General features: G+C 52.4%; 17 protein-coding genes. 11 read left to right on the top strand and 6 right to left on the bottom strand.

Annotated features, from left to right (window positions below; genetic code table 11):
- Window positions 1-35: 35 nt before the first annotated feature.
- On the bottom strand, window positions 36-1208 hold the full coding sequence (locus A3848_RS20310; protein ID WP_074086676.1) for an MFS transporter: 1173 nt from the start codon (window positions 1206-1208) through the stop codon (window positions 36-38).
- Between the two features lie 159 nt (window positions 1209-1367).
- Here A3848_RS20310 and A3848_RS20315 point away from each other — a divergent pair, with 159 nt between their 5' ends.
- The 8 genes from A3848_RS20315 (at window position 1368) to A3848_RS20350 (ending at window position 8718) form a co-directional block, all read left to right on the top strand.
- The gene (locus A3848_RS20315; RefSeq protein WP_074086677.1) at window positions 1368-1808 is read left to right on the top strand and encodes a pyridoxamine 5'-phosphate oxidase family protein; all 441 of its coding nucleotides are present in this window, start codon (window positions 1368-1370) and stop codon (window positions 1806-1808) included.
- Between the two features lie 632 nt (window positions 1809-2440).
- Window positions 2441-3478 (top strand): EAL domain-containing protein, encoded by a 1038-nt coding sequence (locus A3848_RS20320; protein ID WP_074086678.1) that lies wholly within the window; start codon window positions 2441-2443, stop codon window positions 3476-3478.
- Window positions 3479-3673: 195 nt separating this feature from the next.
- Window positions 3674-4348, top strand: a complete 675-nt coding sequence (locus A3848_RS20325) for a response regulator transcription factor (protein ID WP_074086879.1) — start codon at window positions 3674-3676, stop codon at window positions 4346-4348.
- Window positions 4345-5781 carry a HAMP domain-containing sensor histidine kinase gene (locus A3848_RS20330; protein WP_074086679.1) on the top strand — a complete coding sequence of 479 codons (1437 nt, stop codon included), beginning with the start codon at window positions 4345-4347 and terminating at the stop codon, window positions 5779-5781. Before A3848_RS20325 ends, A3848_RS20330 begins: the two co-directional genes overlap by 4 nt.
- Before the next feature lie 59 nt (window positions 5782-5840).
- Window positions 5841-6755, top strand: a complete 915-nt coding sequence (locus tag A3848_RS20335; protein ID WP_074086680.1) for an ABC transporter ATP-binding protein — start codon at window positions 5841-5843, stop codon at window positions 6753-6755.
- Window positions 6752-7468, top strand: a complete 717-nt coding sequence (locus A3848_RS20340; RefSeq protein ID WP_074086681.1) for an ABC transporter permease — start codon at window positions 6752-6754, stop codon at window positions 7466-7468. The genes A3848_RS20335 and A3848_RS20340 overlap by 4 nt, the downstream gene beginning before the upstream one ends.
- Window position 7469: 1 nt before the next feature.
- Window positions 7470-8210 carry an ABC transporter permease gene (locus A3848_RS20345; protein WP_074086682.1) on the top strand — a complete coding sequence of 247 codons (741 nt, stop codon included), beginning with the start codon at window positions 7470-7472 and terminating at the stop codon, window positions 8208-8210.
- Window positions 8211-8352: 142 nt separating this feature from the next.
- Window positions 8353-8718: an ArsR/SmtB family transcription factor gene (locus A3848_RS20350; protein ID WP_025705626.1), complete on the top strand. Its 366-nt coding sequence runs from the start codon at window positions 8353-8355 to the stop codon at window positions 8716-8718.
- 112 nt (window positions 8719-8830) lie between these two features.
- Here A3848_RS20350 and A3848_RS20355 read toward each other — a convergent pair whose 3' ends face one another.
- Entirely contained in the window at window positions 8831-9817 is a 987-nt protein-coding gene (locus tag A3848_RS20355; RefSeq protein WP_074086683.1) for a cation diffusion facilitator family transporter, read from the bottom strand.
- 259 nt (window positions 9818-10076) lie between these two features.
- Between A3848_RS20355 and A3848_RS20360 the strand changes: the two genes are divergently transcribed.
- Entirely contained in the window at window positions 10077-12422 is a 2346-nt protein-coding gene (locus tag A3848_RS20360; RefSeq protein WP_074086684.1) for a heavy metal translocating P-type ATPase, read from the top strand.
- A 186-nt stretch (window positions 12423-12608) separates the two neighbouring features.
- Window positions 12609-14636 carry a methyl-accepting chemotaxis protein gene (locus tag A3848_RS20365; protein ID WP_083612258.1) on the top strand — a complete coding sequence of 676 codons (2028 nt, stop codon included), beginning with the start codon at window positions 12609-12611 and terminating at the stop codon, window positions 14634-14636.
- Window positions 14637-14845: 209 nt separating this feature from the next.
- Here the strand turns inward: A3848_RS20365 and A3848_RS20370 are convergent, their stop codons facing one another.
- The 3 genes from A3848_RS20370 to A3848_RS20380 form a co-directional block, all read right to left on the bottom strand.
- On the bottom strand, window positions 14846-15808 hold the full coding sequence (locus A3848_RS20370) for an L-lactate dehydrogenase (protein WP_074086685.1): 963 nt from the start codon (window positions 15806-15808) through the stop codon (window positions 14846-14848).
- 274 nt (window positions 15809-16082) lie between these two features.
- The gene (locus tag A3848_RS20375; RefSeq protein WP_074086686.1) at window positions 16083-16589 is read right to left on the bottom strand and encodes a CcdC family protein; all 507 of its coding nucleotides are present in this window, start codon (window positions 16587-16589) and stop codon (window positions 16083-16085) included.
- Window positions 16590-16817: 228 nt separating this feature from the next.
- On the bottom strand, window positions 16818-17078 hold the full coding sequence (locus A3848_RS20380; protein WP_074086687.1) for a GlsB/YeaQ/YmgE family stress response membrane protein: 261 nt from the start codon (window positions 17076-17078) through the stop codon (window positions 16818-16820).
- A 286-nt stretch (window positions 17079-17364) separates the two neighbouring features.
- Between A3848_RS20380 and A3848_RS20385 the strand changes: the two genes are divergently transcribed.
- Window positions 17365-18414 (top strand): lactonase family protein, encoded by a 1050-nt coding sequence (locus A3848_RS20385; RefSeq protein WP_074086688.1) that lies wholly within the window; start codon window positions 17365-17367, stop codon window positions 18412-18414.
- A gap of 97 nt (window positions 18415-18511) precedes the next feature.
- Here A3848_RS20385 and A3848_RS20390 read toward each other — a convergent pair whose 3' ends face one another.
- The gene (locus A3848_RS20390; protein WP_083612259.1) at window positions 18512-20833 is read right to left on the bottom strand and encodes an alpha/beta hydrolase family protein; all 2322 of its coding nucleotides are present in this window, start codon (window positions 20831-20833) and stop codon (window positions 18512-18514) included.
- Between the last annotated feature and the right edge of the window lie 7 nt (window positions 20834-20840).

The following is a 20840-nucleotide window of genomic DNA, read 5'->3' on the forward strand; positions in this document are numbered from 1 at the left end:
CCACCCTTGCACGAAGGATAATTACACGAATTATATTACCCTATTTTCCAGGCTGCCACGCTAAGCAGGAACAGCACAGCGGCACAAGCGGCCAGCAGTCCAGAGGTCTGGGCGATCTGCAGATGATCCATGGACCAGCCGGTGGCAAGCGGCAGCACCGCGCCGCCGATCCCGCCGGAAGCGATCATAATGCTGGGAGTGGATTCCTCGGCTCCAGGCAGCAGCTTGCTGGAGAAGACGAGCGCAATGGAGAAGATGCCTGACATGCATAGACCGAGCAGCGCTAGTACAGCAAAAGCAGCAACGCGCTGCGAGGCGAGCGGGAAGATCGCCAGCAGCAGTACAGTGGCGAAGCAACTGGCCAGCACATATCTCCGATAGGAGATCCGCTCAGCCAGAACCCCGGCGTACAGCCGTCCCGCAGACATCGCCAGCCAGAAGAAGGTGACCGTTAGGGCCGCCGAAGCGTCACCCATGCCGAGTTTGGTTATGAAGATCGCCGGCATGAAGTTGACGAGGCTCATCTCCGTACCGACGTAGAGAAAGAAGAAAACTATGAACAGGCTGAGCAGTATCCACTGCCTGCCTTTATAGGGAAGCTTTCTTGAACGCAGGCGCTTAGCGCCCCGTTCTCTGCGAGGGGGGCGTTCGTCGAGTACGCTCTGGAGGCGGCCGAATCCGCCCTTGGCCCAGAACAGCAGAGAGATCAGTGCAAAGGCCGCGACGATCAGGAAGGCCAGCCTCCAGGAGCCGGCTGCAATCAGCGGGCTTGCAGCCAGCGGCATCAGGAGCGCGCCTACGCCGAACAGCACCTCCAGCCGGCTCATGGCCACTGCAGTTCCCTCCGTGACAGCTGCTATAATGATGGTGCCGATGACGGCTTCAATCATGCCGAAGCCAAAGCCTGCGGCCACGGCGATGACATACATCCAGCCCCATGGCGGGAGAAAAGCATAGGCGGTTTCCGCACATACCAGCAGACCGGTGGCGATCAGCAGACCACCCCGTTTGCCGAAGCGGCGGTTCAGCAGCGGCGAGATTAGCACGCCGGCCAGGAATCCGGCGAATTGACTGAAGATCAGCTCGCCGCCGGAGCTGTAATTGCGGTCATAATGCTGCAGCAGAACGGGAAGAATCGAGCCCATAACCACGTGGGCCAGTCCGATGACAAAGTAGGAGAGGCAGCCGATCCAGATCAATTTTTTCAAGTAGGAAGCTCCTTCTGTAATGAGTTTATAGCTGGACGCGGGATTCAATACCCTCTGAACGGGTACACTACTATAAGCAATGGTTTTATCATAAATCCAAACTGCGGACGTGGATATATAAACTTATATTCACATGAATAGAAAGGAGCTGTTTCGTCAATGGATAACAGAGAGCTGGAGCAGACGATCATCAAGGTGCTGGATGACAACAAGTTCGGATCCTTCGGCACGATAGAAGCCGGCAACAAGCCTAAGGTGCGTTATATGGCGGTATTTCATGACGGGCTTCACATTTATTTGGCTACCAACCGCCAAACGCATAAGGTAGAGGAGCTTGAGGATAATCCGAATGCTTTTCTGCTGCTTGGATATGAACAGGGCGGCGGCAAAGATGTGCTTGAAATTGAAGCCACCGTTGCCGTCACCAAGGATGAGGGCCTGCGGTCCAAAGTATGGAACAAAGAGCTGGAGAAATGGTTCAAGGGTCCGGATGACCCCGACTATGTGATCCTGGAGCTGAAGCCGACACGGATAGAGTATATGGGCAAGGACCAGCAACATGGTGTCTGGGAAGGCTCGGCGGCGGTCTCCGGCAAGTAGGAAAGTTATTTGTTGATACTTGAAAAAGAAGAACGCAAAGCAGCGATTCTGCCGTTATTGGGGAATCGCTGCTTTGCGTTCTCAGGTGGGTTGTAGAACTTGCAAGCCCCATTCAAGATCTCTCCACTATATAGTTTGAAATTGGAAACACCTGATGGGGGGACTATCATTCTTAGTGGAAAAAGAAAGGTTCACTAATCCAACTTATTCGGCATATAGAGTACCCTATGTGGGAAAAAGTAAAACTAATTCTACTGAAAACGGCCGTATGGGAGGATTATGCTTGAATTAGGTGTACAAAATCCCATTAAACCTTTTGTAGCCAGGGTTAAAGCCTATTTAGTTCTACTTATTCCACCTAGCTCCAGTTCCTAAAGGACTTCATGACATTGTTCAAGCCTCAAGCCTCAAGCCTCAAGCCTCAAGCCTCAAGCCTCAAAGCTCCTGCCTCCAGTTCAACAGCAGCCCGAACAGAGTTCTGTTCGCGGGTCGTCCAAGGTATGCGTCCACGTACATCTTACTCGAAAAACAGAGGGCGATTTTGTCTCAGGAGCCATGGCTGGCCTATGGGAAATCATGTTATACTTTGCCTTATAAGCAGTATCGACATCATGAGGGGTGGAGGGGATTCCATGAGCTGCATCGACTGTTCTCCCATTGAACCGGTGGAAGACGAAGGGGATTTGAAATTCAGGCCATGCACACTTCCCCTCGTTACCGCTGTAAAGGCTGAGGGTTACGCGGTTGAAGGCGTACAAGACGCAGGTAAGATTACATATGGATCCCGTGAGGAACTCTTGCGGCTTCTGGAACGACTGGACCAGCTTCAGCAGGAGTTGGGTCTAGAATTGTCGGTAAGCCTTAACGGCCGGACTGCCCGGATGTTGGTGGAGCGGTGGCTTACGCTGGAGCAGCTGAAGGTCAGATTTACCAGTGAGAATCTGATTGCCATCATTGCTAATCACAATTTCTGCAGCCATATGCAGCCTATTGTGGATTTCAATGAGGTGATTGTGGGCTTTGAGCTCTTGCTGCGGCCGCTTCCGGGGAGCGCATCTTTTAAAACCTACGAGCTGTTTGAGATTGCCAGGCAGACCGGATTTCATTCTTTTCTTGACCGGGCTGCGCGCATATCGGCCATTGAGACCAGCTCAAGGCTGCTGCCAAAGGGGATCAAGCGGTTTGTTAATTTTTTGCCCTCCTCCATCTACAATCCTAAGTATTGTCTGACTCACACCTTTGAAGCCATCAGACGTCTGGGCCAGATCCCGGGGGACTTTGTGTTTGAGGTCGTGGAGACGGAAAAGATTGCAAATATCCCTCATCTGCAGGATATTTTTAGCGAATATCGCAAACAGGGCCTGCTGGTTGCACTGGACGATGTCGGTGCCGGCCATTCCACGGTAGAGGTTATGACGAGCCTGAGGCCGGATTATGTCAAAATTGACCGCGGGCTAATCAGCTTCTGTGACCAGGATGACGCGAAACAGCTGATCATCCGGGATATCATGAACCGGGCATGGGATTGTGGAGCCAAGGTGCTGGCTGAAGGTATTGAGCGGCGGGAAGAGTTTCTGTTCTGCCGGGATATCGGCATGGACCTTGGACAGGGATATCTGCTGGGCAAACCGTCAGACAAGCCGCCGGCCCGTTTTGGACACATTGCATAATAGGTAGTTTATTCATCCTCGGGTGCGCAGATGTTTCTCTGTGCTGCCCCGGGGATTTCTTGAATATAAGGATTTATATGTTTTACGCTATAAATCATCCTTCTATTTCTCGCTGAAACGGATACCGTCCCTTAAAAGGACGGCGAAGCCGTTTCTACTTGTTTTGCCGGATGAAGGAGAAAGGATATGAAGCTAATGAGTGTTACGCTGCTATATGTTGAAGATGACAGGGACATCGGAATCGCAGTTTCCGCGGATCTGAGGGAACGGGGGTATGCTGTCCGCTGGCTGGAGAGCGGGGAGGGTGCAGCAGAGGCAGCCGCAGGCTGCCAACTGGCGATTCTCGATGTCATGCTGCCGGGTCTGGATGGCTTCACCGTCGGGCAGCGGCTGAAGCGGGCTTTTCCGAATCTGCCCATCCTGATGCTCTCTGCCCGCACGTCCATTGATGATAAGCTTCAGGGCCTGGAGTTCGCTGATGATTATTTAACCAAGCCTTTTCACCCCGATGAGCTGGCCGCGCGGATTGAGGTGTTATTAAGACGGACGGGAGCAGCCATGTCCATACCGCTGACGCTGAAGCATCTGATGGTATACGAAGGAGACAACCGGATTATAGAGGCGGACAGCGGGAAGGAAATTCTGCTAACCGGCAAGCAGTTTCAGATTTTCTCGTATTTGCTGCGCCATCTCGGCCAGATCCTGACGAAGGAACAGATCTATGAGGCGGTCTGGGGAGAGAGCTATATGGAGGGTGACAAGACTCTCATGGTGCATATCCGCTACCTGCGCGAGAAGCTGGAGCTTGATCCGGCCGCGCCGGAGATTATTGAGACGGTCCGGGGAATCGGCTACCGGGTAAGAGCATGAGGATAAAAAGCCGTTTCCGTAACCTGCACAGCTCGCTCCTCTCCCGTTACTTGCTGATTATTATAGCCGCACTGCTGTTAATTCCCGTTGTAGTTCCGTTAACCATAGGAATGTATAGCCTTTTCAACGGAATGACCCGGGAACAGCCACCGGAGAAATATAAACAGTATGACAATATTAATGCACTAGAGAACACCTGGCATAAGGAAGCAAAGGAGCTTCTTGGCAAACCACCTGAGTTCATCAATGAGCGGCTACGGGCGTTAAGCTCCACCTACAGCCTGGCTGTGATGTTCTGGGTAGATGGAGAGGGGCAAACCAGACTGTTGCTGGAATCTGTCGATCCAAAGCTATGGCAACAGAATGAACGGTACTCCGTCCCCTCACAGTGGACCGCTGCAGAAGCGATTTCCTTCATGAAAAAGAGTAATAACCTGGAGCCGCTCTCTATTGTAGCTTTCTTGGGGGATCAGGCGGAAGCAGGAGAAGGCTTCATGGTCATGCAAATTCCTGCCGCCGTTAAGGATCAGACTTCTGTTGATGGCTTCAGTTCATGGTTCACGATAGTCATGCTTGTATTATTTACAGGGTTCATTATAGTATCTTTGCTGTTCTTTATCCAAATCCGCAAAAGGCTGCTGCGTCTCGAGACGGCCATGGTCTTCACAGGAGAAGCTGGCTTACCCCGATCGATTGTTCCGGGGAAGTCTGATGAAATCGGCCGTCTGGAGACAGCCTTTAATACCATGGTAACCGAGCTTGCCGCCAGCCGGGGGAGAGAGGCGGAAGAGGAAGGCCTGCGCAAGCGTCTAGTTGCGGACTTGTCGCATGATCTGCGCACTCCCCTTACCGTCATCCGCAGCCATCTTCATGTTCTGGGTAAGGAAGCTCTGACGCCCCGGGGCCAGGAATCGCTGAAGCTGATGGATGAACGGATCGACAGTCTTAGCGGGCTGATCGACAATCTGCTGTCCTATAATCTGCTAAGCAGCGGGCGGATGACGCTGAACCTGGAGCGCAAGGATGTACTGAGACTGCTGCGGGAGTGTGCTGCGGCATGGTATCCGCTGTGGGAGAAGGAAGGATTCCAGATTGAAATGGACCTGGAAGCTGAACCGCTGTATTGGACTGTTGATGAGAGCTGGTTCCGCCGCATTCTGGATAATCTGTTTCAAAACATTGTACGCCATGCACGGAGCGGCCTCTATGTAAGCGTAAAGCTGGAGGTTATAGACGATCAGCGCCTGATCGTGATCAGCGACCACGGCCGCGGCCTGGGCAGCGGCTCTGAGTCCAAAGGTGCAGGCCTGGGCTTGTCCATCGTCGATCTGCTGATGAAGCGGATGAAGCTGGAATGGAAGGTTGACAGTACAAGACAAGGCACAAGTATTGTAATATTAAGCCCTTCGGATGGAATTTTAAACGAAACTTAAACTTGCTGCCGCCATGCTTTTAACCTTGGGACGTTATGCTAATTACCGAGGTGAAGAGAATGAAGGAAACAGTGATTGAAACAAGGGACTTAGTAAAGGAATACCGCGGCCGGGCTGCGGTGGAGCATTTGAACCTGAATATAGGCAAAGGGGAGATCTATGGCTTCCTCGGTCCAAATGGTGCAGGCAAAACTACGACAATCCGCATGTTGCTGGGCCTGATTAAGCCAACTTCGGGAAGCATTGAAATTTTTGGGCAGGGGCTTCGGCGGAATAAGCTGCAAATTCTGCGCAAGGTGGGGTCATTGGTGGAATCGCCGTCTTATTACGGCCATTTGAGCGCTCTGGACAATCTGGAAGCCATCCGCCGCATTCTTGACGTACCGAAGTCGCGTATAGCTGAAGTGCTGGACATCGTTTCTCTAACAGGGGAAGAAAAGCGGCCTGTGAAGGGCTTCTCGCTCGGCATGAAGCAGCGGCTTGGTATTGCCGCTGCGCTGCTGGGAAGCCCGGAACTGCTGATTCTGGACGAGCCCACCAATGGTCTCGATCCGTCAGGTATACAGGAGATTCGCTCGCTGATCAAGCGTCTGCCCGTAGAAGAGGGGATCACGGTCCTGGTGTCGAGCCACCTGCTCAGCGAGATTGAACAGATGGCTGGAACCGTAGGAATCATCCGTTCCGGACAGATGGTCTACCAGGATACGATTGCCCACCTGCAGCAGCAGGCGGCAGGTGACCTCCGTATCGCCGTATCCGAGCCGGAAGAAGCGCTGATTCTCGCCGGGCGGCGCGGCTGCTCAGGCACGCTCCAGGAAGGACGTATCACCCTGCCCCGGATGAGCGATGCCCGGGTGGCGCTGCTGATCAAGGAACTGGTCGAGAACGGCCATGCGATCTACCGGATCGAGGAGCACAGACAATCGCTTGAGGAATTCTTCCTTCAGGTAGTCGAAGGAGGCCAGTCCTTATGATGTGGCGTTCGTTCTCGGCGGATTGGCTAAAAATCCGGGGTAAAGGCTTGTGGTTCCTGGTCTTCCTTGGCCCGATTGGTCTCCTTGCCATGCAGGGGTTGAACTTCGGAATCCGTTATGATTATCTGACAAAGCAGTACCAGTCTGATCTATGGGGGGGACTGCTTGATAATGTGGCTAATTTCGTGCCGGTGGCACTCTACCTGGGTGGCACGCTGATCTGCTCGCTCATGGCGAATGTGGAGCATCAGACGAGCTCATGGAAGCAACTGCTGGCGCTGCCTATCTCCCGGACCGCCGTATTTATGTCCAAGCTGCTGCTGTGTCTGCTGCTTGTCGCCGTCTCCTGCCTCCTGCTGTCAGTGGGGACGGTAGGTTTAGGATATCTACTCGGCTTCGGCGATCAGCCGGTTCCCTATGCGAAGGTGATGCAAATCGGGTTCGCCTCCTATGCTGCGGCGTTGCCTGTGATCTCCTTGCAGCTATGGCTCTCCCTGTCCAGCCGCAACCAGACCCTGCCCGTTTCGTGCGGCATTACCCTATCGCTGGGGAGCCTTTTCTCGGCGTCTCTGTCCGAATGGTTTCCGTTATCCTGGCCTATTATGGCCTGGAGCGCTCCCCGGCCCTGGTTGTTTAGCGGGGCTGGGCTGATGCTGGGACTGCTGCTACTGCTGCCGGGAGCCCTGCATTTCGCGCGAAAGGATGTGAATTGATATGGCAATCTTCTGGAGAGTTCTGTCCGCAGAAAGACTGAAGATATCCAAATCCTTCATTTGGCTGCTGGTTATAGGCAGTCCGGTGATCGCCGTATTCATTGGAGCACTCGCCAATATGGAGGAGGAGGGTAGGCCTATCACCTGGCAGGTACTGCTTGGTGTCATGTCAATGGCTCATGCTTTGTTATTTCTTCCGATACTCACGGGTATTTTCGCGGCATTAATCTGCCGAACCGAGCATGTTGACGGCGGCTGGAAAATGCTGCTCTCGCTGCCCGTGACGCGTTCTTCTGTATATTTTGCAAAATATACTATGGTTATGGGCCTGCTGGCTGCTGTACAGTTGCTGTTTTTTGTGGCGCTGATGGGTGTGGGTGTGGTGCGCGGGGTGGATGGGCCTGTACCTTGGATGCTTTTTGTGTCCAGTGTTTTTGGCGGCTGGTTCGCCTGCTTACCGCTGGCCGCGCTGCAAATGGCGGTATCCCTGAACTGGAGCAGCTTTGGCGCACCTCTGGCGCTGAATGTGAGCTTAACCATCCCTAATATGCTAATCGCCAATTCATCCACTTACGGGCCGTATTACCCTTGGGTTCAACCGCTGCTGGCGATGTCGCCTTTTGGAAAGGAAAAATTCGGGGCCTTTAATTTGCCAATGGAAAGTCTGATGCTTGTAGTATTCGGCAGTCTGATTATCTTTATGGCGGCAGGTCTATTCTCCTTCTGGCGCAAAGCCATCTAAACACGGTGCTTCATGCTAATTGCAAGTCTTCCCATACCGGCCTTCTCCATGGACATCAGATAAAGTTTTGCTATAATTAATCGTAGAAGCTTCGATTAACTATCGGTATGGCCGGATGAAATAGATGGAGGAGGGCGAGAGCATGGAGCCAGCGGCACTCGAAGAATGCGACAATACATGCAACGGTTCGGAGCTGGAACCGGAATCTATGGCGTTAATCCTGCCTGACCGCGGGACAACGGATAAAATGGCGGAGATGTTCAAGGCACTGGGCGACCCTACAAGAGTACGGATGATTTATGCCCTGTCGCAAAGGGAATTGTGTGTGCATGATTTGTCATCCATACTGGATATGGGACAGTCGGCGGTATCCCACCAGCTGCGCTATCTGCGTAATCTGCGGATTGTCAAACGCCGCAAGGAAGGCAAAACCGTATATTATTCGCTGAATGACGCGCATGTGGAGCAGATTTTTCTGCAGACCCATGAGCATATCCGGCATGAATAGATGATAGGGTGCTCTGCAAGCCAAATGGCTGCGGAGCACCCTTTTTTCTAAAAATATAAGAATTTATAGACGGCGAAGCCGTTTCCGCTTGCTAGTAGCCGTTTCTTCTTAGTTACACTTTAAGCTCCCTGTGTTTCAGGGAGGAATTCTCGATCTGCAGCGTGGTGTGCTGAATAGCGAATTGGTCCTCCACAAGATAGACGGCCTGCTGAAGAATGCTATGAGGGTCGGCGGTATCCCTGATCAGCAGATGCCCGCTGAGCGCATCAAGCCCGGAAGTGATGGTCCAGACATGCAGGTCATGGACGCCGATGACGCCGTCGATGCGGAGCAAAGCCTCTTTGATCTCCTCTGTATTAATGGCAGCAGGTGTCCCCTCCATTAAGATATGAAAGGCCTGCTTCAGAACACCCCATGCTCCTCTAAGGATAAGCAGGGCCACCAGTACGCTGATGATGGGGTCGGCGATATACCACGAGAACAGATTCATAATTAATCCGGCAAGCAGTGCGCCCACAGAGCCAAGGGCATCGCCCATAATATGCAGATAGGCGCTGCGGATATTGATGTTCTCTTTGGTGTCGCTCTTGCGCATAAGGGACCAGGCACTGATCAGATTGGCCAGGAGCCCTACAGCCGCAATAATCATCATAGTGCCGCTTGCTACCGCCGGCGGTGCAAAAAACCGCTGCCAAGCCTCCCATATAATAAATCCGGCAATAACAAACAGTGTAACTCCGTTGAACAAGGCGGCCATAATTTCAAACCGGTAGAAGCCGTAGGAATTCTTCAATGAGGGCGGTCTAACAGCGACAATCATCGCCACCAGGCTTAAGGTCAGAGAGGCGGTGTCGCTCAGCATATGCCCGGAGTCGGAGAGCAGAGCGAGACTGCCTGTGACCAGTCCTCCGAAAAACTCGAGGAACATAATACCTCCGGTAATGATCAGAGCGATCAATAGGCCCTTTTTGTTATCTGGCGCGTGGGAGTGGGAGTGGCCGGAATGGCTGTGCCCATGCCCTTCATTATGTACATGCCTGTGCTCTTGGTGATGCGGTTGATGTTCATGGGAATGACCCGGATGATTGTGGTTATTCATAAAATGACCCCTTTCTGTAAAACATATGAATGATTGCTCATATATTAATATTATCCCGGATGAAAGCAGATTACAAGAGATAATCATCAGACTTCGTAGTCATCATCTGCTTATTTTTTTCTGCCAGGGCTATTCTTGTACCCAAAAGGAGAAACTATGCACTTTGCATTGACACTCCAAGATTGAGGGGCATATAATGTGTGTAAGTAAACATATGAACAGATACTCATATATAGGTTTTACCAAGGAGATGAGTCATTTGAATGCGGTCCAAGGAAATGTAAGAAAACAGTGGATGCTGGAAGGGCTGGATTGTGCCAATTGCGCCATGAAAATTGAAAATAAGGTCAAAAAAATTGAGGGAGTCGCATCTTGCTCAGTGAATTTTACCATGAAGCTGATGACGCTGGAAACCGCAGCGGCCGATGCTGAAGCTGTATCTGCCGAAGCCCGGCGGACGGTGAACACACTTGAGCCTCACGTGAAGATTAAGGAATTGAAGGCGGCAGGCGTTCGCAGACAGCCCCAGGCAGGCAGCAGTCCGGAACAGGGAAGTAGCCCCGCCCACACTCATCAATCTGAAGCTGCTCATGGACACAGCCATGAAGCCCACAGCCAAGCTGATGTGCAGAGCCTCAATCATAGTGCCGATGATCATGTGGCTGCCCACAGCCACAGCGGTACTCACGACCATAGCCATGAAGCCCATGAGCACGGCGATGCCCATGGACATAGCCATGAGCATGGCGAAGGCGACACCCGGCGTATCCTGCTTCGTCTGGGAGCCGGAGCCGTTCTTGCGGCTGCCGGAATGTTCCTGCCGGTCAGCGGAATGGCGGAGCTGCTGATTTTTCTGGCTGCTTATTTGATGGTTGGAGGCGAAGTGGTCTGGTCTGCTGCCCGCAACATCATCCGGGGTCAGGTCTTCGACGAGAACTTCCTGATGGCGCTGGCGACGATAGGGGCATTCGCGATTGGAGAATACCCGGAAGGCGTTGCCGTTATGCTGTTCTATCAGGTGGGCGAGCTCTTCCAGGGTCTGGCTGTCAACCGTTCCCGCCGCTCGATTTCGGCACTGATGGATATCCGTCCAGAATTCGCATATCTGAAGGAAGGCGGCAGTCTAAGACGTGTTGCGCCTGAAGAAGTGAATATCGGCGACCATATTGTGGTCAAACCGGGCGAGAAGGTTCCGCTCGATGGAACTATCCTTGAGGGCAGCGCCATGATGGATACCTCAGCGCTGACCGGGGAATCGGTGCCGCGCGCTGCTGAACCGGGCAGCAAGGTCCTGAGCGGCTTCATTAACCGCAATGGTGTAGTTACGATTGAGGTCACGAAGGACTTTGGGGAATCGGCGGTCTCCAAGATTCTGGAGCTGGTGCAGAATGCCTCCAACAATAAGGCGAAAACCGAGAATTTCATCACCAAGTTTGCCAGAGGCTATACTCCTGTAGTGGTTATTACGGCGCTGCTGCTGGCTGTCATCCCTCCGCTCGTGCTGAGCGGGGCCACCTTCTCGGATTGGATCTACCGGGCACTCGTGTTTCTCGTCATCTCCTGCCCTTGCGCGCTGGTCGTCTCGATACCGCTCGGCTTCTTCGGCGGTATTGGCGCAGCTTCCAAAAGTGGCATTCTCGTCAAGGGCAGCAATTTCCTGGAGGCCTTGAACGATGTTAAGGTTGTTGTCTTTGATAAGACGGGAACGCTCACCAAAGGTGAGTTCAAGGTGGCGGGGATTTACCCTACCGAGGGATTTGAGGAGAATGATCTGCTGCGGACCGCTGCCTATGCAGAGAGCCACTCCAGCCATCCGATTGCGGAATCCATCCGTGCAGCTTACGGTGAAGAGATTCCTGGTGAGGCCATAGCGGACTACAACGAAATATCAGGTCATGGTATCGCCGTTACGGTAGAGGGAAGGGCGGTACTGGCGGGAAATGCACGGCTGATGGAGCGTGAAGGCATTGCCAGCCGGACGCCGGAAGCGCACGGAACCGTGGTTCATATCGCCGTAGATAAGCAGTATGCGGGTTATCTGGTGATTGCCGATGAAGTGAAGGAGGACTCGCTTCAGGCGGTTCAGGCCCTAGGACGGCTCGGGATTCACAGAACTGTGATGCTGACAGGAGATGCCTTGGCCGTAGCGGAAGCGGTTGGACAGCAGCTGGGCATAGGGGAGATCCACGCTGAGCTGCTGCCCCAGCATAAGGTGGAGGCCATTGAGAAGCTGGAGCGGGAAAAGTCACAACGGGAAAAAATAATATTTGTGGGCGATGGGATTAATGATACGCCGGTACTGGCCAGAGCAGATGTCGGCATCGCCATGGGCGGCCTGGGGTCGGATGCAGCGATTGAAGCGGCAGATATCGTAATTATGACTGACGAGCCTTCAAAGATTGCTACAGCGATCAGTATTGCCAAGCGTACGCGGACTATTGTCTGGCAGAATATTATTTTTGCCCTTGCAGTGAAGGCTATATTTCTGCTGCTTGGCGCATTCGGAATCGCCACGATGTGGGAAGCCGTCTTCTCGGATGTGGGGGTGACCGTGCTTGCGGTTCTGAACAGTGTACGGGCCCTGCAGGCTCCCAAAGCGGTGTAAACCATTCTCCTTTGCACCAAGCAAATAAATAGTATGAAAAAAATAAGCATCGAGATCCCAAATTGTGGGTCCCGAGGCTTATTTTTTATGTGGAAACTAATGTTTTTTGTCTGTTATTGCCGATATAACACTATAGATTTACAGCATATGGAAGATCATTATCAGTTTTGCTGGGGGGAAACTAAGGTGGATAAGACAGATGTACCGGAAAAAATGAAAATGAAAGCAAAAGGAAGAAAATCAACATCCGTGCAAACCAAATGGTCGCTTGTGATTCTTGCCATTTCCATCGTGCCCTTGCTGGGGACAACCATCTTTTTGATACAGTATTTCGGTGGTGTGACCCGGTCGGACAGCGAGGAACTGGCTACCAAAATCCTGGAGATGAACACTTCCCGGATCGATGAATGGCTGAAAGGCCGGACCTCGGCTGTACAGGAGCTCATCGCGCAGCATCCGGAGTTTGACACAGCGAAGCCGGAGAGCATTTTTCCGGTAGTGAAGGTGCTTGAGGAGAGTGACACCCAGTCCGAGGGGTACAGTGTCATTAACAAAGAGGGCCTGCTGACCAATACGATGAACCTGACGGCCGATATGGCGAAATCAGCCTATTTCATAAAGTCCAAGGAGTCTCTTACACCGGCAGTAGGTGATATGTCGTACCTGGAGCCGCTCAAAAAGTACATCATTCCGCTCGTCGTACCTGTAGTGGATAAGCAGAAGCAATTTACCGGAGGGATTGCGTTTTCGGTTACACCCGATATCCTGAAGGAGATGAGCAAAAGCATCCATGTGGCTGAGAGCGGCTACGGCTATGTAGTTTCCGGTAAGGGAGACTATTATGCGTATTCGGATATGAGCCGGATTGGCAAAAACATCGCCGATTATGCCAAGGAGCCGGAGATGAAGAAGGCTGTCACCGCTATTCTCAGCCGCGAGAGCGGCTCGGAAACCTATACAGGTGAAGACGGTAAGACGGTCATTACATATTTCAAGACCATTCCCGGTACGGATTGGAAGCTGATGATCAATGTGCCGAAAAGCGAGATTTTTGCCCAGGTGAATTCTGCTCAGCGCTTAGCCACGATATTAATCATTGGCATCATTCTGATTGTGAGTGTGATTTCTTTATATCTTACGCGCATGGCGGTTAAGCCGCTGGTAGCGATCTCCGGCGTAATGAAAAGAGTGGCTGGCGGCCATCTGAGTGAAAGGGTTGCTGTCCGTTCGGGGGATGAGATCGGGCAAATGAGCGAGAGTATCAATGATACGGTTACTTCACTGTCAGGGATTGTCGGAACCATTGATTCCACAGTGCTGCAGGTAGCTGCCGCTGCCGAAGGACTGCTGGAATACGCCAACCAATCCTCCAATACCTCGGCTGAAATTGCTACTGTAATCCAAGAGGTTGCACATGGCATGAAGGAGCAGTTCAAAGGGTCGGAGCAATCAGCGCGCGCTACCGAAGAAATGGCTGTCGGCCTGCAGAGAATCGCGGAATCCTCCGTAAGTGTGTCCGATCAGGCAGAAACTGTGAGTGCAGAGGTCGAAAACGGTTATCTGGAGATTCAATCTACGCTGGCGCAAATGACGGTCATTACCACAACAGCCGGTCAAACCTCTGAGCTCATCCAAGCGCTGACCCAGCAATCTGAGCAGATCGGACAAATTGTCGATGTCATCTCTGAAATCGCGAATCAGACCGGACTCCTGTCGCTCAACGCTTCAATTGAAGCTGCCCGTGCAGGCGAGCATGGACGGGGCTTCGGTGTCGTGGCGAATGAAGTCAAGAAGCTGTCTGAGCGGACCAACACCTCCATTATAAATATCGTGGAGCTGATCAAGCAGATTCAAACCTCTACCACCGATGCTGCATTGTCTATGGACAAGAGCATCGCTGAAATTGGCGATGGTATGGGCAAAATGAAAAATGTGGGTACATCCTTCGAGCACATCCGTTCCTCCATACGGGAGGTTTCTACACAGATCCAGGACGTTTCCGCCATTAATGAGCAAATGTCTGCGGGGACGGAGGAGATTACGGCTTCGGTCTCCGATATGCTGACCATTGCCAAGGATTCAGCGGAGAATGCCCATGCGGTATCCCATGCTTCTGAAGAGCAGATGCAACTTATGAAAAAGGTCGTAAGCTCAGCGCAATCCCTGAATGAGATGATGTCCGAGCTAAAAGGCGAGATTGAGAAATTCCGTTAAGGTTAAGGTTATATCCAAGCGCATAAAAACAGATGAAACCAGATGAAAACACCCCCCGATTCTACACACTGCCGTGTGAAGTCGAGGGGTGTTTACTTTAAAAGATAAGCATTTATAGGCTTTGCGCAATAAATGATTCTTATCGTTCTCGCTGAAACGGATACCTTTCTATCAAGTATGGCATAGCCGTTTCAACTTGCAGGGAGTAATTACACCTTTTCTTCCAGGTGCAGGCTCTCTATGCCACGCCGGATAATATGGCAGGAAGCCTCAAGCTTCGTGGATTCCTCCGGGCTCAGGTTCAGCTCGAGCAGTTCCTGTATCCCGCCGCTGCCGATAATCGCCGGTGCTCCGGCGCATACACCGGTTTGCCCGTATTCTCCGTCCAATATGGCGGAGACGGCAATGATTTTATGCTCATCATTCAGGATGGAGCGGGTGATATAGGCCAGCGCACTGCCGATGCCAAAATGCGTCGAGCCCTTGCGCGTGAAGATCTCCCAGCCGGCATCCTTAGTTTTGCGGGCGATGTCTTCCAGATCGAGGGTGCTGAACCGCTCGCGGTGCTGCGCCATGATCTGGAGAATCGGTTTGCCGCCGATCGTTACGTGGGACCAGGCCACGAATTGGGATTCACCATGTTCGCCCAGCGCGTAACCGTTGACACTGCGGGGATCGATGGTGAATACCTCTGACAGAAGCGTCTTCAGGCGCGAAGAGTCGATAGAGGTTCCGGTGCCAATAATTCTGTGGCGCGGCAGTCCGGATATTTTCCATACCATATAGGTGACAATATCAACAGGATTAGCAGCAACCACGAAGATACCATCGAAGCCGCCAGCCATAATTTCCGTAATAATTTCCTTCGTAATCACTGCAGCAGCATCAAGAACATCCAGTCTGCTCTGTCCCGGCATGGGATTGGCACCTGCTGTCAGAATGACAACGTCCATTCCGGCGCAATCGCTGGAGGTGCCGGCATATACCTTGGTACGGGTTCCGGTGAAATCCATGCAGTGCGAGAGATCAAGTGCTTGTGCCATCGCGCGGTCATACGTGCGGTCAATCATCATGATCTCATCGCATATTGCCTGATTGACCATGGAATAGGCACAGCTGGAGCCGACCATTCCCGAGCCGACGATCGCCACTTTTCTTGATTTACTTTTCAATTGCCATGTCCCCACTCTCTAAAAGGATATCTGCTTATATTCTAACTGATCTCATCGTAAGTTACCTGACATCAGGAACAAAAAAGGGTTGCCGCTCTGTTCATATTCTGTCACAAATGACACGGGAAGTTAGAAAAGCCTGGGCGGTCTACTGATATTATATGCAAACTAGTGGGAAGGGGGAATGTAAGTTGACAAACGGAAAAAATATAAAGAAGCATTCCTGAGCCCGCCAAGCTCCGAATGCTCCTTATTTTTGCTCTATGAATAGGTATCAACCCCGGGGCTGCGGGATGCGGGATTCCGGTGGAGCCATCTGGTTGTACCGCTTATACATGAAGAATCTCCAGTGGAGGATCATGCCGAAGGCCAGAATGAAGAAGAGTCCGCCTGACTGCGGAATGGATACATATTGATTGATGAATTCATGCAGCAGGGTGCGGATCAGCAGCAATCCGAGCAGAATGAAGGCGAAGCTTTTGGAACGCCGGGCAAAAATCTGGCCCTCCCGTTCTTCAAACTTAGTGCTGCGAATCAGCGGATAGGCAAATATAAACCAGCCGATCAGAAAAGCCGCCGCTGCCCACCACAAGGGGAATCTGACTTCAGGTACAACAAACATGGCAAAGCCTGTGGACATGCCGAGCGGCGGAATCCATATTTTGCGGATCGTCACGGGACGCGAGCTAGCCTTCAGGCGGATGAAAATAACCATCAGCGCCATGAATAGAGCCCCCACAGTGGAGCCGATATGCAGAAGTGAAGGGTTGATATTGCCCATGATTCACTTTCCTCTCTGTGATATGTGTCACTTATTTTTCCATTATAGCAGAAAAAAGAAGGCAAAACATCGAACGCTTCTTGGCGGTAATCCAGTAATTCCTGCCTGCCGGACAACGGATTAAGCCGCAAGAAACCCGCCAAGAGGGACCTTGGCGGGTTTCTCACTGAAACGGGTACGTCCCTTAGAGGACAGCACATCCGTTTCTACTTGCACTCCTGCTAAACCTTAAGAACGGCTGCGTCCACCGACCGAACGGAGAATCAGGCTGACGATAAAGATTAGGACGATTGCACCGATTAGCGAAGGGAAGACGTAGAAATCACTGATCTTAGGTCCCCAGCTTCCCAGCAGCATTCCGCCAAGCCATGAACCGAGAATACCGGCGATAATGTTACCGATCACACCACCTGGAATATCTCTGCCCATAATCAGACCAGCCAACCAACCAATTACGCCACCAACAATCAACATCCATAATAAACTCATTATGCTTCAGCTCCTTTGGGTTTTTGTTATCTTCGATGGTTACTATTAACCTCAAGCCGGGCGTTTAAACCATTGTCAAATATTGTAGGCATCCTAATAACTAGTACTTCATTATGTCCTGAAATAGGCTGTTTAAACCGGGTGAGGTATTGGGTACATAATCATGTTATAGTGAAAAAAGACCGGGAACCGCGGGTGGGTTCCCCGGGTAAAGAGTATTAGGAAAAAGGGTATATAAGAAGTAAATGGAACTACGTACCTCTATACAATAAAAGGAGACGCAGACATGCAACAGCCTAATGAAGTTCTATTCTATGCAGGAACCTATAACAGCGCAGATCATGAAGCAATTATACTGGGGGCTCTGAACAAGGATACCGGAGAAATGAGGGTGCTGAACAACACCAAGGGCATTGAGAATCCCTCATATCTGGCAGTGAACCGTTCAGGAACGGTACTATATGCTGTAAGTGAGAAGGATGAGGGCGAGGTCTATGCTTTTGCGATTGAGCCCGGAAGCAGAGCACTGCGCCTGCTGGGAAGCAGGCCAACAGATGGAGGCGCTCCTTGCTATGTGTCGATCTCCCCGCAAGAGGATTACATATTTGTCTCCAACTATTCGGGAGGCAACGTCAACGTCTTTCCGGTGAATGCGGACGGTTCGCTCCTGGAGATGTCCGCCCAAGTGAAGCATGAGGGTTCGGGTATAAGGGAAGACCGGCAGGAAGCGCCGCATCCCCATTCGGTTATTCCTGACCGGACCGGAAGCCATGTGCTGGTCTGTGATCTGGGGCTGGATCAGATTGTGTCCTACCGCTTGGAGGACGGCAAGCTGGTCACTCACAGAGAAGTTCCACTCCCGCCAGGCTCGGGTCCCCGCCATCTGGCCGGACATCCTTCGGGACAATGGTTATATCTGATTAATGAGCTGAACAGCACAATTACTGTATTTGCTTACGATGAAACGTCTGCTAATCTGAAGATTCTGCAGAACGTAAGCTCTTTGCCGGAGCATTATGCAGCCGGCAGCGACGACACAGCTGCTGATATCCATGTATCCCCGTGCGGCCGTTTCCTGTATGCTTCCAACCGCGGGCATGATAGCATCGCTGTGTTCTATATCGACGCAGCCACGGGCTTGCTGGAGCCGCAGGATTGGGTGACTTCGGGGGGCCGGACACCACGCAATTTCGCCATTATTGGCGGCATGCTGCTCTCGGCGAATCAGAACAGCGACAATATCGTTTCGTTTAGAATTGACAGGGATACCGGAAGACTGATTCCTACTGGCAATGAGCTGGAAATTCCGTCACCGGTCTGCCTGAAGCAGCTGTAACCTAGAAGTGCCTCCTATGCGGCTTGCTGCCGGCAGATAGGAGGCACTTTTTATTAGATATAAATGTAGCGGGTCCACTTGTGTGACAACTTTTTGCTTATTGTATAATTGCGGTTTGCTTGGACCCTTCCATTGCATTTCCTTTATCATAGAATCCGATATCATCCAGCATAATTCTGTCACCGCCCTTTTGCAGATAAAAGGTGATTTCGCTCAGTTTATCCGGTTCAAACCGAGGATCTTCTTCGAGAAAGCGTGCAAAAGGCAGCTCATAGGTCTGAAACACCGCTTCCGAGAGATCACCGTATTTGCCGTCGCTCATCCGCTCTTCAAGCCAGGGAAGGATCGTGAACCGGGTCCGGGGCAAAGGCAGAATATCCATGAACTCATTCACCGGAAGGCGGGCGGATACACCATTACTGTCCGTCAGCTCGACTTCCACATGGGGGGAGACCGCCGTTTCCGGCCTATCCTCAGCATCTCCAGTATCGGCATTGCGGTTAGCCATGGAGAACGTCAGTCCCAACGCCCCAGATTCGGCAAGTCTGCCAGTCACGCTGTCCTTCAGCTTGATGCTGTAAGAGGCCACCGCGCTGTCCTTTGCCTTATGTTCCAGCAGAAGCCCATAGGTGGTTTTACTGTTGGACTCCCGGTCCTTGGCGACCTCTTCGTTCCAGATGAGTCCCGCTGCTTCAGCGGTTCCGCCGGTGACGGTGTCTTTTTTGCGGTCTTCATCAAAAGTGGCTACGGGAATATAATCCCCGCTCTGGAAACGGCTGTAGTATACAGTATCCGGAAGCCACTGCAATCCGCTGCGGTAATCGCGGAACAGGTTCTGGTAGACTTCCTCTCCATACAGGGTAGTCTCCAGAAAGGCGCTAACGTACACCTTGGCAATCTGCCGCTGGGCCTCACCATTCATTATCTCTGTACGGTCCAGGAGCAGTCCTGCCGGAAGCGACTGGTCATACAGTCCCCAGCTGGTATTGAACTGGCTGTGATTAGCATCGGCGATATACAGTGAACTTTTGAACGAGGAGGCAGCCCCGGTAAAGGAAGAACGGATATACTGCCGGTCTCCGTAGAAATCATGTACATCCCCGTCCCGTGCGCCTTGTAGGGTCAAATAGTTGACATCCACTAGGCGGGCCTGCTGATCATCAATCGTCTTGTCGGTAGGCGCGAGCGCAATGACAGAAGCAATGTGGAACCGGCGGGTGGCGGCATAAGCCGGGTCGTTCTTGAACCACCGTCCGGCATCAGCGGCCATGGCAACGGCTTGCCCGCCGCGGCTGTGTCCGAGCAGCGCGGTCCGGGTGTAATCCACCTTGTGATAGAAAGGGTTGCCGGACTGCTCCGTAAAATCGCCAATCTGCTGCAGGTGTTTCAGAATCATCCAGGTGCGCACCTTGAAGTCATTGTCCGGAATGCCTGACCAGGCGGAATAGTTCAGAAAGTTCTCATCCAGTGAAACCGCGATGAACCCGCGGCTGGCGAGCTGCTCGCCCAAGTAGGCGTAGCCTCCCTCTGAGTAATCCTCCATCATGTGATTGCCGTGCACCATGAGCACAAGCGGATAGGGTCCATCTCCATCCGGCATCCAGACGCGGGCATTTACAGGAAGCGCACTGTAGTCGAAGCCCCAGAATAAGGTGCGGAGCTTGGGCCAGCTTTTAATGTAAGCAGAGGCATCCACATTGGACGTTATAAGCTCTGTTTCATCGCCATATTCGGTCCGATGCAGATCCTGGCCGCTGGCGTAGGTGAAGCTGCGGTAGGTATAGTTCCCCGGCTCTCCCGGATCTTCGGCAGGGATGGGCGCGGGGTTTCCGGCAGCAGCAGTCACCTCTGGCACATCATCATCAGAGCCACCAATCAGGAGGGCGAGCGGAGATGCCAGCAAGAGGGCAGCCAGCACCAGCCCCAGAGTGAACCGCCGGGTGCGCAGGAGTCCCAGAGCCACGCCGCCCAGCCCTCCGAGAACAGTGGCGACTATAGCTACGGCAGCTGCAGCTTCAAGCTCCAAATCCGCATCGTAGAAGATTAGTAGGACTATCCCCAAAGTGCTCAATAAAGAGCCCGCGTAGAGGCGCGGGATGCGCAGTCCTGTGAGGGCCAGCAATACAGCAAGAATATTTCCTGCAAACCCTAGAATGAGGGTCGCGGCGGTAGTTGCAAGCATAATATCGGCAGCGCTTCCGAGTCCGGTAGGAATGCCCAGGATAGCTGCTGTAAACATCAAAAAGCATATGACCCAAGGACCGGCCAGCGCCGTCCTCCATAACTGTGTGTCATAACGGTACGTGTCCAGGATGCGCCTTGCCGTCCCTCCCAGAATTCGCCTGTGCAGACGTGGCCGTTGCGGCGAGGGTGCGGGTACAGGTACGGGCACGGGTACATACTCCAGATTCATTCCCATGTTTGTC

Origin of the sequence: Paenibacillus sp. P32E (assembly GCF_001909085.1) — a bacterium.
GTDB lineage: Bacteria > Bacillota > Bacilli > Paenibacillales > Paenibacillaceae > Paenibacillus_AQ > Paenibacillus_AQ helianthi.